The sequence below is a fragment of the Rheinheimera marina genome (assembly GCF_042654345.1).
GTDB classification, from domain to species: domain Bacteria; phylum Pseudomonadota; class Gammaproteobacteria; order Enterobacterales; family Alteromonadaceae; genus Pararheinheimera; species Pararheinheimera marina.
Map to the genome: position 1 here is coordinate 1 of NZ_JBHSGB010000005.1, position 13,566 is coordinate 13,566.

At 53.1% G+C, this 13,566-nt stretch carries 19 protein-coding genes; 17 read left to right on the top strand and 2 right to left on the bottom strand.

The annotated features are described in order from the left end of the window. Window positions 1-100 precede the first annotated feature (100 nt). The 16 genes from ACFO3I_RS04045 (at window position 101) to ACFO3I_RS04120 (ending at window position 9,898) form a co-directional block, all read left to right on the top strand. Window positions 101-589, top strand: a complete 489-nt coding sequence (locus ACFO3I_RS04045) for a hypothetical protein (RefSeq protein WP_377331970.1) — start codon at window positions 101-103, stop codon at window positions 587-589. A gap of 198 nt (window positions 590-787) precedes the next feature. Beyond that, entirely contained in the window at window positions 788-1,237 is a 450-nt protein-coding gene (locus ACFO3I_RS04050; protein WP_377331972.1) for a hypothetical protein, read from the top strand. Between the two features lie 81 nt (window positions 1,238-1,318). Beyond that, entirely contained in the window at window positions 1,319-1,459 is a 141-nt protein-coding gene (locus ACFO3I_RS04055; RefSeq protein ID WP_377331974.1) for a hypothetical protein, read from the top strand. Window positions 1,460-1,529: 70 nt separating this feature from the next. Further along, a complete protein-coding gene (locus ACFO3I_RS04060) occupies window positions 1,530-2,114 on the top strand; it encodes a DUF2238 domain-containing protein (RefSeq protein WP_465269134.1) in 585 nt (194 codons plus the stop codon). 39 nt (window positions 2,115-2,153) lie between these two features. Continuing rightward, window positions 2,154-2,705 (top strand): HD domain-containing protein, encoded by a 552-nt coding sequence (locus ACFO3I_RS04065; protein WP_377331977.1) that lies wholly within the window; start codon window positions 2,154-2,156, stop codon window positions 2,703-2,705. A gap of 43 nt (window positions 2,706-2,748) precedes the next feature. Continuing rightward, window positions 2,749-3,051, top strand: a complete 303-nt coding sequence (locus ACFO3I_RS04070) for a hypothetical protein (RefSeq protein WP_377331978.1) — start codon at window positions 2,749-2,751, stop codon at window positions 3,049-3,051. A 17-nt stretch (window positions 3,052-3,068) separates the two neighbouring features. Next, entirely contained in the window at window positions 3,069-3,281 is a 213-nt protein-coding gene (locus tag ACFO3I_RS04075; RefSeq protein ID WP_377331979.1) for a hypothetical protein, read from the top strand. A 47-nt stretch (window positions 3,282-3,328) separates the two neighbouring features. Continuing rightward, window positions 3,329-3,865, top strand: a complete 537-nt coding sequence (locus ACFO3I_RS04080) for a DUF4256 domain-containing protein (protein ID WP_377331980.1) — start codon at window positions 3,329-3,331, stop codon at window positions 3,863-3,865. Window positions 3,866-3,884: 19 nt separating this feature from the next. Beyond that, a complete protein-coding gene (locus ACFO3I_RS04085) occupies window positions 3,885-4,295 on the top strand; it encodes a VOC family protein (protein WP_377331981.1) in 411 nt (136 codons plus the stop codon). A gap of 38 nt (window positions 4,296-4,333) precedes the next feature. Next, window positions 4,334-4,579 (top strand): VF530 family protein, encoded by a 246-nt coding sequence (locus ACFO3I_RS04090; RefSeq protein WP_377331982.1) that lies wholly within the window; start codon window positions 4,334-4,336, stop codon window positions 4,577-4,579. Window positions 4,580-4,643: 64 nt separating this feature from the next. After that, window positions 4,644-5,273 (top strand): glutathione S-transferase family protein, encoded by a 630-nt coding sequence (locus tag ACFO3I_RS04095; protein WP_377331984.1) that lies wholly within the window; start codon window positions 4,644-4,646, stop codon window positions 5,271-5,273. A gap of 92 nt (window positions 5,274-5,365) precedes the next feature. Beyond that, on the top strand, window positions 5,366-5,992 hold the full coding sequence (leuE, locus tag ACFO3I_RS04100) for a leucine efflux protein LeuE (RefSeq protein ID WP_377331986.1): 627 nt from the start codon (window positions 5,366-5,368) through the stop codon (window positions 5,990-5,992). Window positions 5,993-5,998: 6 nt separating this feature from the next. Continuing rightward, window positions 5,999-6,805, top strand: coding sequence for a nicotinamide riboside transporter PnuC (gene pnuC, locus ACFO3I_RS04105; RefSeq protein WP_377331987.1), 807 nt, complete (start codon window positions 5,999-6,001; stop codon window positions 6,803-6,805). After that, window positions 6,802-7,851 (top strand): multifunctional transcriptional regulator/nicotinamide-nucleotide adenylyltransferase/ribosylnicotinamide kinase NadR, encoded by a 1,050-nt coding sequence (nadR, locus tag ACFO3I_RS04110; RefSeq protein ID WP_377331989.1) that lies wholly within the window; start codon window positions 6,802-6,804, stop codon window positions 7,849-7,851. The genes pnuC and nadR overlap by 4 nt, the downstream gene beginning before the upstream one ends. Further along, the gene (locus tag ACFO3I_RS04115; protein WP_377331991.1) at window positions 7,848-8,381 is read left to right on the top strand and encodes a hypothetical protein; all 534 of its coding nucleotides are present in this window, start codon (window positions 7,848-7,850) and stop codon (window positions 8,379-8,381) included. Before nadR ends, ACFO3I_RS04115 begins: the two co-directional genes overlap by 4 nt. 143 nt (window positions 8,382-8,524) lie before the next feature. Continuing rightward, window positions 8,525-9,898, top strand: a complete 1,374-nt coding sequence (locus tag ACFO3I_RS04120) for an MATE family efflux transporter (protein WP_377331993.1) — start codon at window positions 8,525-8,527, stop codon at window positions 9,896-9,898. 18 nt (window positions 9,899-9,916) lie between these two features. Here ACFO3I_RS04120 and ACFO3I_RS04125 read toward each other — a convergent pair whose 3' ends face one another. Then, entirely contained in the window at window positions 9,917-10,582 is a 666-nt protein-coding gene (locus ACFO3I_RS04125) for an SGNH/GDSL hydrolase family protein (RefSeq protein ID WP_377331995.1), read from the bottom strand. A 289-nt stretch (window positions 10,583-10,871) separates the two neighbouring features. On the opposite strand from ACFO3I_RS04125, the gene ACFO3I_RS04130 reads away from it, so the two are divergent. Next, entirely contained in the window at window positions 10,872-11,258 is a 387-nt protein-coding gene (locus ACFO3I_RS04130; RefSeq protein WP_377331996.1) for a hypothetical protein, read from the top strand. A gap of 269 nt (window positions 11,259-11,527) precedes the next feature. Here the strand turns inward: ACFO3I_RS04130 and ACFO3I_RS04135 are convergent, their stop codons facing one another. After that, window positions 11,528-13,546, bottom strand: coding sequence for a heavy metal translocating P-type ATPase (locus ACFO3I_RS04135; protein ID WP_377331997.1), 2,019 nt, complete (start codon window positions 13,544-13,546; stop codon window positions 11,528-11,530). Window positions 13,547-13,566 lie beyond the last annotated feature (20 nt).

A 13,566-nucleotide genomic window follows, 5' to 3' on the forward strand; every position in this document is an offset into this window, starting at 1 on the left:
TCACTAAATTTTGATGTTTTCATATGCAGAATCTCCTGCGTTTATCGTACGAGAAAATTCTACTTTTGACGTCAGTTAATTTAAGGGATGATTACCGTCTATGAGTGTACCCAAAAACAGCGGGAGTTCAGAAAACCCAGTGGCCATGTCTCAGTGGAAATTACCGGGGCTAAGATTTTTTCTGCTGGCTTTACTGATGGTCTTGGGGGCAGTTAATAGCTTGCTGGACGCACTGCAGACCATCAGGATGGCGAATTTGCAGCCAGGGCAATTTCTCTCTGTTGCAGCTATAGGGCTACTGACTGTGTTGCCCGCGGTTATAGCGAACATTGTCGCGTCAAAGCACCATTTTAAATGTTATGGCTGGTCTGTTTATCAGTTAGCTGCCGATGCAGTGCTTGCAACTGGCGTATTCGCTTGGGGTTTGATGCTGTTTGGCGACCGGACAATTTATCAGGATGGGGCGTCTCATCTTTATGTTGTAACCTGGCCACTATTGCTTGGCGTGATTGCGGTCGCTCTCTATCTGGCTTGTTTACTTGTTCAACTATGTTGCTGGGTAGGGAAGAGGCGCTCGCCACCGATCTAGCCTTTATGACGGTGAAAACAAATTTGTTGGTGTAACAAGATTGGTAGCTCTTCACCGACGACGGATCGTGCCTGGAGCCATCGAGGCTGATTAACAATGGCTTTTTCTTTTGTACTCATTAAGTTAATGTAAAACCTTTGTAGATAAAATCGCTGCAGGGGCACGGGGCAAGACCTGACCCCATTCAGAAGAGCTGAGATGGAAAAGAAACCGCTTTATCGCAAGGTCAATACCAGAACACATGGCGTGCGCCACAAGGTGGGTGGAGACTTTCGCCATGACCGCCGGTCTGACAACTACGACGTAATCGGTATGGCCAGCAAAGTGCAGCGTGGCCTGGATTACACGCCGTTGTATAAGTTTTTGTTGTCCAAGGTTGGGCAAAGCTGGGCCCCTGTATACCGTGAGGCCGTCGCCCGGTTGGATAAAGAAGAGCCGATATTCTGGTTAGTCAGCCGGACACTGGACGACGGCGAGGATCTGGTTCGCGTAGGCGAAAGCTCTTATTTTAATGGGCTTTATATTGACGATAAAGGCGTCCTTCAGGTGGTAGCGCCAGAGGTCACCGCAGACAGTCTGGAGCCCAGCTGTAACTGCTGTACTCACACCTTAAATGGCGTGGTGTTTAGCAAAAAATTTGCGGGTTAATGCTGGCTGCCAGAAGCTGGGCTTTTGCTTCGCAGCAACATCTGCCGGGCTGAAATCAACAATATGCAAGGAGAACGCGACATGAAGGAACTCAAAAATTGGTGGAACTCTGTGCCGAAAAACCAAAAAGTTGGCTTGGTGCTGTTGGGGGCTTTTATCGCGGCTGTGGTGATTATGGCCTTTGGCGTGCAAATTGGCGCCTCGTTGGGCAAAGCAGTTTAGCCGTAAAGGTCCACTTGGCTGGGCACTTCAGCTTCGACACAATGGAGTAAAGAAAATTAAATACGCATGGATCCTGGTTTATTTGGCCGCATTGGTCTGGTCGGGCATTTCGCCGAAAGACCAATTCACCTGGTTTTTGGAAGTGGTGCCGGCGCTGATTGGCGGTGTTGTACTGGCGGCGACTTACAGTAGCTTTCGTCTGACACCTCTGCTTTATTTTTTTATTTTGCTGCATTGCCTGGTGCTGACGGTCGGTGGCCATTACACCTATGCCGAAGTGCCTTTTTTTGACGGTTTGTTTGGCGCCGAGCGCAATAACTACGACAAAGTCGGCCACTTCTTCCAGGGTTTTGTGCCTGCACTGCTGGCGCGGGAACTATTAATCCGCAAGGCTGTGGTGCAAGGCGCAGCGTGGCGCAACTACATCATTGTGTCGGTTTGCCTTGCCTTCAGTGCCTTTTATGAATTGATTGAATGGTGGGTGGCGCTGGCAACAGGTGAAGACGCCGAAGCCTTTTTGGGCACTCAGGGCTATGTATGGGACACCCAATCAGATATGGCGTTAGCGCTGCTTGGGGCCATTTGCGCTTTAGTGGTGCTCTCTGCTGCGCATAACAAACAGCTGCAGACACTGGCAAACCGCAGCGCCGCTTAACAGGCGCGCTGATTACTGTTTCAGGCAAAGGAGAACCCCATGGCTGTCGACGCAATAACAGAGCGCCCTTTGGCTGTGGTAGACCAACTATTGGCGCAGTATCAGCCGCAGATTGGTGATATTTTCCCTGGCTATCGAAACCATGTGTACCGGATGGTGCATTTATGCCTGGCGTGTGCCAACTACAGCACAGACGAGGTTGAAAAAATTCAGATTGCCGGGGTGTTCCATGATATCGGGCTTTGGACTGCGCAAACGCTGGATTATTTACCACCTTCGGCACAGGTTGCCGCTGATTACTTACGCAGCATTGGCAAAGCCGACTGGGTCGATGAAGTGTGCGCCATGATTGAGTTGCACCATGCGGTGCGACCGCGCGCTACCAGCCATAGCCGGCTGGTCGAGAATTTTCGCCGCGCCGACATTGCCGATTTTTCGCTGGGGCTTTTTGCGATGGGGTTGCCGCGCGGCAAAATTTCAGCGCTAAAAGCGACCTACCCAAACCAGGGCTTTCATTGGTTTTTACTAAAACGCGGCCTGACCTGGACTTTAAAGCACCCGTTAAACCCTTTACCTATGTTTCGCTGGTAGTCATTCACCACGAATCTTAAGTGACTATCTGGAGTGATTGTCGATGGATTTAATGCTGGCCAATTTAATCACCATCAGCTTTTTTGTCGGCGCCATCACCGTAGAGCGGCAGCTCTGTTTGATCAAACCAAAGCCGTCCTGCTGGGCTACGATTGCCCTGGTTGCAGGCTTGCTGCTGGCACTGTTGAGCTGTGGCGTTTTGCTCGCTTCGCTGTTGGCTGCAACCTTAGCTGAAATCTATGTAAATACCTTTAGCTACAAACTGATTCTGGTATCGCCGGTGTTGCTGTTTTATTGGAGCCGTAAGAGCTGGCAAGTGCAGCGGCAGCAGAGGGTAACGACCTGAGCAAAAGGAGAAATTGGATGAATATTAACGCGACATTGACCGGGGAACTGCTGATTCTATTTGCCCTGTGCATTGGACTTATCAGTTACCTGCTGGCCAAAGACAAAACCGACCGCCCGGGTTTGGCGGCTTTGTTAGGCGCTGTGGCGGGCTTAATGCCGCCTTTGGGGCTTATTTACCTGGCATTTTTGCTGTTTAAGCAGCCGCGGCATGCCGACGGCAATTCATAGTGTTGGTCATAGCGCTGGCCGATGAATTTGGTAAGAGGGATATCCCGATGTCAGAGCAAGCAATAATTGAGTTACTGCAGCAGCGGTTTAACCGCAAACCGCTGCCGGGGTTGACGCCCAACTGGGCTGAACTCAGCCAGCGTTTCGAGCAAAACGCTGGCAAGCTACAGGCGCTGCAGTGGATGCAGGACAGTGGCGGTGAGCCAGCGCTGATTGGGCTGGACGAGCAAAGCGGTGAGTACCTGATTGCCGATTGCAGCGCCGAAACCCCCAAAGGCCGCCGTAGCCTGTGTTATGACGACGCTGCACTGGCTGAGCGCAAAGAACATAAACCGGCCGGGTCGGCCGTGCAGCTGGCGGCTCAGTATGGCCTGACTTTGCTGACAGAGGCAGAGTACCAGCAACTGCAGCAGTTGGGGCCTTTGGATCAGAAAAGCTCCAGCTGGTTACTGACGCCGGCAGAAATACGAGCCGAAGGCGGCGCTATTTTTGGTGACTACCGCTATGGCCGGGTGTTTATTTACCACAATGGCGCGCAGTCGTATTACGCCGTGCGTGGGTTTCGTGCCATGCTAAGGCTTTAACAGGCCCAAGGAAGACGCAATGAAAGTGACACCTTACCTGCTATTTAATGGCCAATGCCTGCAAGCCCTGGAGTTTTACCAGCAGGTCTTTGGTGGTGAGCTGCAGTACACCCAGGTGGGGCAGTCCCCGATGGCGGCGATGTTCGGTGCTGATGCGCAGCATAAAGTACTGAATGGCCGTCTGGCGTCTGCAGTGCTGGATATCTCAGCGTCTGACTGGTTGCACCCCACGGAGCAGCCGGTGCAGGGCAATACTCTGAGTTTGTTTGTGTCGCAAGGAACTGCCGCGCAAAGCCGCACAATTTTTGCCAGGTTGGCAGAGCAGGGGCAAATTACCGAAGCGCTGAGCGAGCAGCCTTTTGGCCTTTATGGCGCCTGTATTGACCGTTTTGGTGTGCGTTGGATGGTGCATGCGGTGTCAGGCGTTTAAACTGGCGCATTAATTTGATTCGTTATGGGTATTCACAGATGAGCAGTACACAACCTAACAACCCTTTGCATGGCCTGACGTTGGAAGCCATTGTCAGCCGCTTAGTCGAGCATTATGGCTGGGAACAGCTGGCTGGCCTGATTAAGATTAACTGCTTCAAGGTCGACCCGTCCGTCAAATCCAGCCTGAAGTTTTTGCGCAAAACCCAATGGGCCCGCACTGAAGTGGAAGCCTTGTATGTACGGACCTTCAGCCAGGCCGCAGCCTCTCCCTGGGGCAACTAAGCACGCGCTGGCGTTTTTGCGCGCTGTGTCTGACAGGGTGAACGAACTATTCAGGAGGTGACTTATGTATCAGCTCTATGGCGCCGCAGGCTCTGGTTCTGTGGTGGTGGAAGCCGCACTTGAACTGATGCAACAGCCGTATCAGCTGGTGGATGCGCCCACCTGGGAAGGCGATCACCAGCGCGCCAAAGTGGCTCCGGTCAATCCGATGCAGCAAATCCCAGTGCTGGTGACGGCTTCGGGCGAGGTGCTGACCGAAAGTGGCGCCATTTTGTTGTGGCTGACTGAACAACACCCTCAAGCACAGCTGGCACCTTTGCCCGGTACTTTACAGCGGGCACAGTTTTTACGCTGGATGAGCTTTATTCCTGCAGCCATTTATTCGATGTATTGGGTGCGTGATGTACCACAGCGGCTGGTGGGGGAAGACCCTGCCGCGCAGCAAGGGGTGCTGGACAGAACCGCCGAACGTATTGCGTATTGCTGGCAGCAAATGGCCAGCCAGTTAAACCCGGGCCAATTTTTATTGGGTGATCAGCTGACAGTACTGGATTTGTATGTGGCAGTGGCCAGCCGCTGGACGCCCAGGCGCGAACGTTTTTATCAGGTGGCGCCGAACCTGGCGGATGTAGTGCGCCGGGTTGATGCGTTGCCGCAGTTGCAGTCACTGTGGGCACGTCGGTTTCCGTTCTAAGGTGTAAACCTTAGCTTTTGTTTTGTGTCTCCGGGTGTCGCTTGCAGCGCCCGGGGAGGACGATTTAGTTTTATGTCGATGGCGAGGATGTAATGGACGCTTTTGGGGTGTTGCAGTTCTGGACATTTTTAGCCGGGCTGATTGTGATTATTTTAATGCCGGGGCCAAACAGTTTGTTTGTGCTGAAAACCAGCATCAGCCAGGGCCCAGCCAAGGCCTGGCAGGCGCTGGCCGCGGTGTTGATTGGCGATGGGGTGTTGATCTTTTTATCTTACCTCGGCGTGGCGTCGCTGTTGGCTGCGTCACCGCAGGCTTTTACGCTGCTGCGTTATTTAGGCGCCGCCTATTTGTTGTACCTGGGTGTACAAATTCTGCTGAGCCTGCGCCGGGCAGCGCCAGAGCAGCAACAAGTGCTGCCAAAAGCCGGTTCTGTGTTTCGTAAATCACTGCTGCTGAGCCTGACCAACCCGAAGGCCATTTTGTTCTACCTGTCGTTTTTTATTCAGTTTATTGACGCCAGTTACAGCCCGGCCTGGGTGCCTTATCTGGCGCTGGCTGTGGTGCTGGAGCTGGTCAGTCTGGCGTATTTAACCCTGCTGATTTACGCCGGTGCGGCCATTGCGGGGTTCTTCCGCCATCAGCCAAAAGTCGGGCAGGCCGGTAACCTGGCATTGGGGCTGTTGTTTACTGGCTTCGCCGTGCGGCTGGTGATGGTGTAAGCACCTATGAGGCAACTCTGGACAGATTTGACACGGTTAAACCGGGCTGAACGGGCGTGGTTAGTGGGCTTCAGCCTGCTGGTGCTGGCGGCCACCTGTTATTTCAGTGCGACGGGCACGGACTGGAATTCGTCGTATTCCATTGTGCTGAACTGGCTGATTAGCCCAATAAGCGCCATCAGTGGCGTATTTTGTGTGGTGCTGGTGGCCAAGGGGCTTATTTCCAACTGGGTCTGGGGTTTGCTCAGCTGCGCCTGTTATGGCCTGGTGGCCTGGACCTCTGGCTATTACGGCGACTGGCTGCTGAACTGGTTTTATTTTGTGCCGTCGCAGTTTTTTGTCTGGTGGTGCTGGAAAACCCAACTGAACAGCGACACCCAACTGGTACGGATGCGTTCTTTAGGCAAACACAGCTTGTGGCTGACGCCGCTGGTGCTGCTCAGCATTGGCCTGACCGGCTGGTTTTTAACCCAGGTGGATGGCTTTTTAAGTACGGCGCTGGCGCGTAATTCGATGATTTATCAGCAGCTGGCTGGGTATACCGGTTTTGCACTGACAGGCCCCTTGCTGGACGCCAGTACCGTGGTGTTTCAGGTAGCGGCGCAGCTTTTGATGATCCGCTTTTTTGCCGCTCAGTGGACCTTTTGGTTGCTCACCAACTTACTGAACATTCTGGCCTGGTCTGTGGTGCTGCTGACCACGGCAGACAGTGCGCCTTATGCGGTGCCGACCTTGCTGATGTGGATCGCGTTTTTTATTAATTCAGTGTACGGTGCGATTAACTGGAGCAGAGGAGCTGTGCAGCAAAAATGAAGGTTGGGGTTTTTCCGGGAAAATTTTTACCACCACACCGTGGCCATTTAACCGCGATATTGCGTGCACACGCCATGTGTGATCGGCTTTACGTGGTGCTGAGTGAACATCAGACCGAAGACAAGCTGCTGTGCGAGCAGGCCGGTTGCTCCTATATTCCGGGTGTACTGCGCCAACGCTGGCTGGCGCAGGAGCTGGTGGGCTTAGGCATTCAGATTATCTTGCTGGACGAAAGCGCCATTCCTGCCTTTCCGCATGGCTGGGCTCAGTATGCCGCGCTCTTGACAGCGGCGGTACCTGAACCTGTTAGCGTGATTTTTGGTGGCGAAGAAAGTTACCGCCAGGGCCACAGCCAGTATTTCCCTGGCATCGATTACCAGTTGATTGACCCGCAGCGCACCCAATGGCCAATCAGCGGCACTGCCATCCGGCAGCAGCCGTATTTGCACTGGGACTATATTGCCGGCGCAGCGCGGCCATTTTTCGCCCGTAAAGTGCTGATCTCAGGCCCGGAAAGCTGTGGCAAAACCACCTTAACCCGCAAACTGGCCAAAGTGTATTGCACTTCCTGGTCGGAAGAGCTGGGCCGCGATTACCAGGAACAGGTGGTGGCGGGCAATGGCGACTTATTTAACCTGGAAGACTTTAACCGTATTGCCCATTTGCAGTACGAGCAGGACCAAAAGGCACTGCGTAGCGCCAACAAAGTGTGCTTTTTTGACACTGATGCGGTGGTGACGGCCTTTTTCAGCGAACAAATGCTTGGTGTGCTCGCCAGTCGAATTGAGAGTTTTATCGACCCGTCACAGTACGATTTAGTCATTCTGCTCAAACCCACAGTGCCTTGGGTGGCGGATGGCATGCGGGAGTTGGGTGACCCGGCGATTCGGCAGCAGGCTTTTGAGCAGTTGCTGGCCTTGTACCTGAAATACGGCTTTAAACCTGAACAGCTGTTGGTAGTCGAGTCGCCGGATTATCTGGAGCGGTTGGACGCCTGCATCGCTGCCGTAGAACAGCTGCTGTATGGAGAACAAGGCAAGCCATGAGTCAAGCCATCAGTGAACAGGCGATTGCCGACGCCACAGGCCACAGCTGGGCGTATTGGCGCGATTTATTGCAAAGCCAGCAGGCTGGCTTGCTGGATCATCAGGCGATCGTCCGTTTATTGCGCGGCCAGCCCGGAGTGTCGGATTGGTGGGCGCAAATGCTGACGGTGCGGTTTGAACAAAGCATTGGCCGCCGGGTGACAGGGCAGGATTGCACCGGCCAGTTTAAGTTGTCGGTCAATAAAACCCTGGCCGGCAGCATGGACCAAGCGCTGGAGCTGTGGCTTGGCCTGGTGCAAGCCCGTAGTGAGTTTAACCAGGTGCAGATCAGCAAGCCGCCTGCGGTCAGCCAAAGTGCGAAATGGCGCTACTGGCGCTGCGCTTTGGCCGACGGCAGCCGCCTGGTGGTGCTGTTTAGTCAAAAGACTGCTGACAAAGCGCAGCTGTCGGTGCAACACGAACAACTGAAAGCCGAAGCCGAACTCGAACCCTGGCGTCAGTATTGGAAAGACTTCACCAGCGCGCTTTAACCGGCTGAAACGGGCGCAGCAATATAGAACGGGCGCAGCAAGCTACGCCCCTACGATGATAAAAATGTGTGGGCTACCACCAACCAACAAATTGGTGTAGGGGGGGTACCCCGCCCAGATTACCAAATACAGAGATAACGAGAATGACAGATTTAACCCAAGGGCCTGTCCATAAACACCTGGTCAGCATGGGCTTGCCGATGATGATTGGCATGCTGGTGCATAGCCTGTATTTGTTTGTCGATTTGTATTTTGTGTCGGCGCTGGGTGCCAGTGCGGTTGCCGCGGTAGGCGCCGGGGCGGCGCTGATGTTTTTGGTGATGGCGTTCAGCCAGGTGCTGGGCGTTGGTACGGTCAGTCTGATGGCGGTAGCGATTGGTGCCAAACGGCGGCGTAAAGCACGCCAGTTGTATCAGCAAGGCTTAACGCTGGCACTTGGCATGACGGTGCTGACGGCTCTGCTTGGGTTTGTCGGTATTGGCCACTATATGCAGCTGTTGTCGGACGATCCGGAGGTTCAGCGTCAGGGCTATGCCTTTTTGCAGGCCTATTTGCCGGGCTTGTGTATGGCGTATTTATCGACGGTATTAGGCTCGGGCCTGCGCTCTTTAGGCATTGTGAAACCTGCCATGCTGGTGCAGCTGGCCTCTGTCGGCTGCAATATTGTGCTGGCGCCGGTGTTGATTGCTGGCTGGGGCACAGGGCTGCCGCTGGGGGTGGCGGGTGCTGGCTTGGCCAGCACACTGTCCGGTATGTTGGGGTTTTACCTGCTGTATCGGTTTGTGCGGCGTGAGCAAAGCCCTATTGTGCGCGGTGCCAAGCCGACGCGTTTGTCTGCACGCTTGAGTAAACCTCTGCTAAAGGTGGGGTTTCCGGCCGGTGGTGAATACGGCATCATCTTTTTGTACAGCGCTTTTGTGTATTGGGTGATTGCCGATATGGGCACCGAAGTGCAGGCCGCTTTTGGTATTGGTTTACGTGTGGTGCAGGCACTGTCTTTGCCCGCTGTGGCGTTGTCCTTTGCGATACCGGCGGTGGCCGGGCAGAACTTCGGCGCTAAACGGCTGGACCGGGTTCGTCAGACCTTTGTGGCCGCGGCGCAAATCTCTTTTGGCCTGATGGGCTGCGCTTTGCTGATGATGCAATGGCAGGCGGAACATCTGGTGGCGTTTTTCACCTCAGACATTGCGGTGATTGCGGCGGGTACCTTGTTTGTCAAAATCAGCTCCTGGAACTTCCTGACATCATCTTTGGTGCTGTGCTGCTCGGGCATGTTTCAGGCACTGGGTAACACCTTGCCTTCGTTGCTGGCGTCATTAAGCCGTTTGCTGCTGTTTATGGGCGCAGTGCTGTTATTGCAGCAACAAGCCGGTTTTTACGCCGAGCAAATCTGGTGGACTTCGGTGGTGACTGTACTGCTGCAGGGCGTGCTGGCGCTGTACTGGCTGGACCGGCAACTACGCAAACGTGGCATTGGACTGCTGGCCAACAGCACCCCTGCACAGGGGCGCGGGTAATCGCGCCGCAATTAGTGGCTACTCTGCTGTCTTCAGCGCCTGCACAATGGCAGGGCGGATCAGTGCTTCCATCACCAGGTAACCGGCCTTGTTCGGGTGCACCTTATCTTCTGCAGTGGTGTAGTCAGGCACCTTTAAACCGCCTTCACCGTCAACCAAGGCGCTGTAATAGTCGACATAGGCCAACTGATGTTCAGCCGCGTAGTTTTTAATTTTCTGGTTTAGTGCCTGGATATCCTGTACTGGCTGTATGCCCTGACGCCACGGAAAAGAGCTGGCAGGCAACACAGAACACAAGATCACTCTGGCCCCATGCAGCTGCGCCAGTTCCGCCATCGAATAGATATTGCCAGCGGTGCTGTCCAGACTGACCGGACCGCTGTTTTGCGCCAGATCGTTGGTGCCAGCCAGGATCACCACCACTTTGGGGTTCAGTGCAATCACATCGTCGCGAAAGCGCAGCAGCATTTGATGGCTGACCTGGCCGCCGATACCGCGGCCGATATAGCCGTGGCTGGCAAAAAATTCCGGGTGTTTGACCGGCCAGAGTTCGGTAATAGAATCGCCCATAAAGACCACGCGCTGTTCACCCGTTGCCGGTTGGCCTAACTGCGCATTGGCCTGCTGGTATTTGGCATGGTTGGCATAACCGCTGACTGAAAATGGTCCGTTTGCTGCTGCCATACTGGTCACAAAAATTAAGGGTAAACAGGCGATAGCTTTTCTCACGACAAAACCCCATAAGGCAAGTTATTGAATGTTATTTCAATTTTTCAGGTATCTTGACCAATGTCAATGCCACTTATGTTGTAGCGCAGTGATAGACGCTAAACGAGTGCAATGGGCCTAAAGGGGAGTGCGATATATGAAATTCGCAGCGATTCAGAAGCCGTTCTACTGATGGAGCCGACAAGAAGAGGCGCGCAACCAGATAAATCCTCTTATTGAACAGTCTTACTGACAAGGTGTTGCTATGAAATATTTCCTCGTACTTTGTTTTATGGTGTTCTGCGCAGCCGCGCAGTCTGACGATGCAGATGGTCTTTCGAATAAAGTACTTAATCAGTACTTTAAGGATGAACTGAACTACGAAGCGTATTTCAGTAAATTTAAAACTGCTTTGTTAGCTGGCGATAAGCAACGGCTGGCATCACTGAATTTATATTTCAGCGCTAAGCCCGCCATTGAAATGCTGGATACCAACGCTGAAGCCAAACTTGTGCTGGAGCACGCTAAGGATTGCAGCCGATTGTCAAATTGGAAAAAAGCCAAAGCATCTTATTGCGTATTTCGGTTTGTCGTGGCGGCAATTTGCGGTGACGTTTTGTACTTCATTTTTGAAGCATGGCTCGAACAGTAGGTGAGCCTATAGTCAGGCTCGCTCGCGAGATTGAGTGCGAGAATTAGAAGGGGTTAACGATCTGAAGCAACAACTGGCCGTGCGTATGATCTAAGTCACAAACTTAATTAAAATGACTTATCGGTATTTGGCTATAGAATAGTCAAAAGTCACAATCTTAATTAAGTTTGTGACTCACCGAAACGCATAACCAAAAGGGCCGAAAGGCCCTTTTGTTTTAATGATTTATCCAATATGTATATGTCGACCTTAATATTGAGTGATGGGTATTATTCCGCGATGTTTTTGGTTGGGGTATAAGCCAGCAGGCGCAGGGCATTAAACACGACAATCAGTGTTGAGCCTTCATGTACTGCGACAGCTGCACCGATGCTCAGCCCCATTATGGTTGCAGGCACCAGCAATGCAACGACACCAAGGCTGACAAACACATTCTGCAGAATAATGCGCCGGGTGCGGCGGCTCAAATCGACAGCGAAAGGCAGATGGCGTAAATCGTCTGCCATCAGGGCAACATCTGCGGTTTCCAGTGCTACATCAGAGCCTGCGGCGCCCATTGCAATGCCGACACTGGCATTAGCCATGGCCGGCGCATCATTAACACCATCGCCAACCATGGCAACCTGAGTTGTTTCGCGTAACTTACGGATCGCAGAGACTTTATCCTGTGGCATTAAGTCACCCCATGCTTCATCCAGGCCAACCTCTGTCGCCACGGCCTCTGCAACCTGCTGATTATCACCGGAGATCATAATCATTCTTGAGATACCCAATTGTCGCAAGGTTGCCAGCGCCGCTTTAGCGGCAGGGCGAGGTGTATCCATCAGGCCGATTGCGCCTAAATCGCGGTCACCATGGCGTATTGCCATAACTGTACGCCCATTGTTACGCAAAGCATTAATGGCTTCTGTTGTCTGTGGGTTGAGTGGTGCGATAGCTTGACCGGTTTCTTCATTACCAAACATTTTGGCTTTGCCAATCCAGGCGGTTTTTCCATCCAGTTGTGCGCTGACCCCCAAACCGGCAAAGCTTTGCAGGTTTTCTGCCTGGGTAAGTTCTCTGCCGGCCAGCCGTTTGCTCGCATCACGGGTGATTGCTGCCGCCAGCGGATGGTCACTCAACGCTTCTACTGCGACGGCAACACGTAGTAGTTCTTCTTCTGATACACCTTGTGCCACAACAATATCAGTAATATGTGGGCGCCCTTCTGTCAGCGTGCCGGTTTTATCAAACGCCATGGCGGTTAGTGCGCCCAGCTCTTCCAATGGTGCGCCGCCTTTAATTAATACGCCGCCACGGGCAGCTCTGGCGATACCGGATAAGACAGCACTTGGTGTGGCAATGGCCAGTGCACAGGGGCTGGCGGCAACCAGTACCGCCATGGCACGGTAAAAACTATCGCGGAAAGGCTCGTCAATAACGACCCAGGCAAACAGCAATATCACGACCAGTCCCAGTACGGCGGGCACAAAAATACGCTCGAATTTATCGGTAAAGCGTTGAGTAGGGGACTTGCGTATCTCTGCTTCGCTCACCATCTTGACCACACGGGCCAGAGCGGAATCGCTGGAGCGGCTGGTCACTTCTATCTCAATGGCTCCGCCACCATTTATGGTACCGGCGAACACTTTGCTGGCGGCTTCTATAGAATCCGGGCGCTTGCGGGCAAACTCCGGATCATCAACCGGGTGTTTATCAACCGGAATACTTTCCCCGGTAACCGGCGCCTGGTTAATGCTGCTGGTGCCTTTAATCAGAAAACCGTCTGCAGGCAGGCGTTCGTTGGGGCGAACGACCACAATATCGCCCACTTCCAATGCTTCTACCGGAATTTCCAGCAGTTGCTCATTACGGCGAACCATCGCTGTTTTAGGGGCCAGCTCCGCCAGTGCTTCGATAGCCCGTTTAGCTCTGCCCATGGCGTAGTGTTCCAGCGCATGTCCCAGACTAAACAAGAACAATAACAAGGCACCTTCAGCCCAGGCACCCAAAGCAGCCGCACCAGCCGCCGCAACCAGCATCAAGGTGTCAATTTCAAAACGTTTATGGCGAAGGTTTTCAATGGCTTCACGCAGGGTAAAAAAGCCACCGAAAAAATAGGCGCTAAGGTAACAGATAAAAGGTAGCCAGGCAGGCGTACTTGCTGACACTTTACCGATAATAAAACCAGCCGCCAGCATCAAACCGCTCGCGAGTGCAAACAGAAGCTCGGTATTTTTTCCTAAAAAACTGGCATGTGAATGCGGCTCTGTCTCGGAATGAGAGTGATCTTTATGTTTATCGCTCATATCGGCTCCTTATATCTCAC

Excerpts from the sequence above, each read along its gene's own strand:
- ACFO3I_RS04080 (WP_377331980.1), top strand. The coding sequence starts at position 3,329 with ATGTCAGAGCAAGCAATAATTGAGTTACTGCAGCAGCGGTTTAACCGC.
- nadR (WP_377331989.1), top strand. The coding sequence starts at position 6,802 with ATGAAGGTTGGGGTTTTTCCGGGAAAATTTTTACCACCACACCGTGGC.
- ACFO3I_RS04085 (WP_377331981.1), top strand. The coding sequence starts at position 3,885 with ATGAAAGTGACACCTTACCTGCTATTTAATGGCCAATGCCTGCAAGCC.
- ACFO3I_RS04075 (WP_377331979.1), top strand. The coding sequence starts at position 3,069 with ATGAATATTAACGCGACATTGACCGGGGAACTGCTGATTCTATTTGCC.
- ACFO3I_RS04065 (WP_377331977.1), top strand. The coding sequence starts at position 2,154 with ATGGCTGTCGACGCAATAACAGAGCGCCCTTTGGCTGTGGTAGACCAA.
- ACFO3I_RS04090 (WP_377331982.1), top strand. The coding sequence starts at position 4,334 with ATGAGCAGTACACAACCTAACAACCCTTTGCATGGCCTGACGTTGGAA.
- ACFO3I_RS04115 (WP_377331991.1), top strand. The coding sequence starts at position 7,848 with ATGAGTCAAGCCATCAGTGAACAGGCGATTGCCGACGCCACAGGCCAC.
- ACFO3I_RS04135 (WP_377331997.1), bottom strand. The coding sequence starts at position 13,546 with ATGAGCGATAAACATAAAGATCACTCTCATTCCGAGACAGAGCCGCAT.
- leuE (WP_377331986.1), top strand. The coding sequence starts at position 5,366 with ATGGACGCTTTTGGGGTGTTGCAGTTCTGGACATTTTTAGCCGGGCTG.
- ACFO3I_RS04130 (WP_377331996.1), top strand. The coding sequence starts at position 10,872 with ATGAAATATTTCCTCGTACTTTGTTTTATGGTGTTCTGCGCAGCCGCG.
- pnuC (WP_377331987.1), top strand. The coding sequence starts at position 5,999 with ATGAGGCAACTCTGGACAGATTTGACACGGTTAAACCGGGCTGAACGG.
- ACFO3I_RS04055 (WP_377331974.1), top strand. The coding sequence starts at position 1,319 with ATGAAGGAACTCAAAAATTGGTGGAACTCTGTGCCGAAAAACCAAAAA.
- ACFO3I_RS04045 (WP_377331970.1), top strand. The coding sequence starts at position 101 with ATGAGTGTACCCAAAAACAGCGGGAGTTCAGAAAACCCAGTGGCCATG.
- ACFO3I_RS04120 (WP_377331993.1), top strand. The coding sequence starts at position 8,525 with ATGACAGATTTAACCCAAGGGCCTGTCCATAAACACCTGGTCAGCATG.
- ACFO3I_RS04095 (WP_377331984.1), top strand. The coding sequence starts at position 4,644 with ATGTATCAGCTCTATGGCGCCGCAGGCTCTGGTTCTGTGGTGGTGGAA.
- ACFO3I_RS04050 (WP_377331972.1), top strand. The coding sequence starts at position 788 with ATGGAAAAGAAACCGCTTTATCGCAAGGTCAATACCAGAACACATGGC.
- ACFO3I_RS04070 (WP_377331978.1), top strand. The coding sequence starts at position 2,749 with ATGGATTTAATGCTGGCCAATTTAATCACCATCAGCTTTTTTGTCGGC.
- ACFO3I_RS04125 (WP_377331995.1), bottom strand. The coding sequence starts at position 10,582 with ATGGCAGCAGCAAACGGACCATTTTCAGTCAGCGGTTATGCCAACCAT.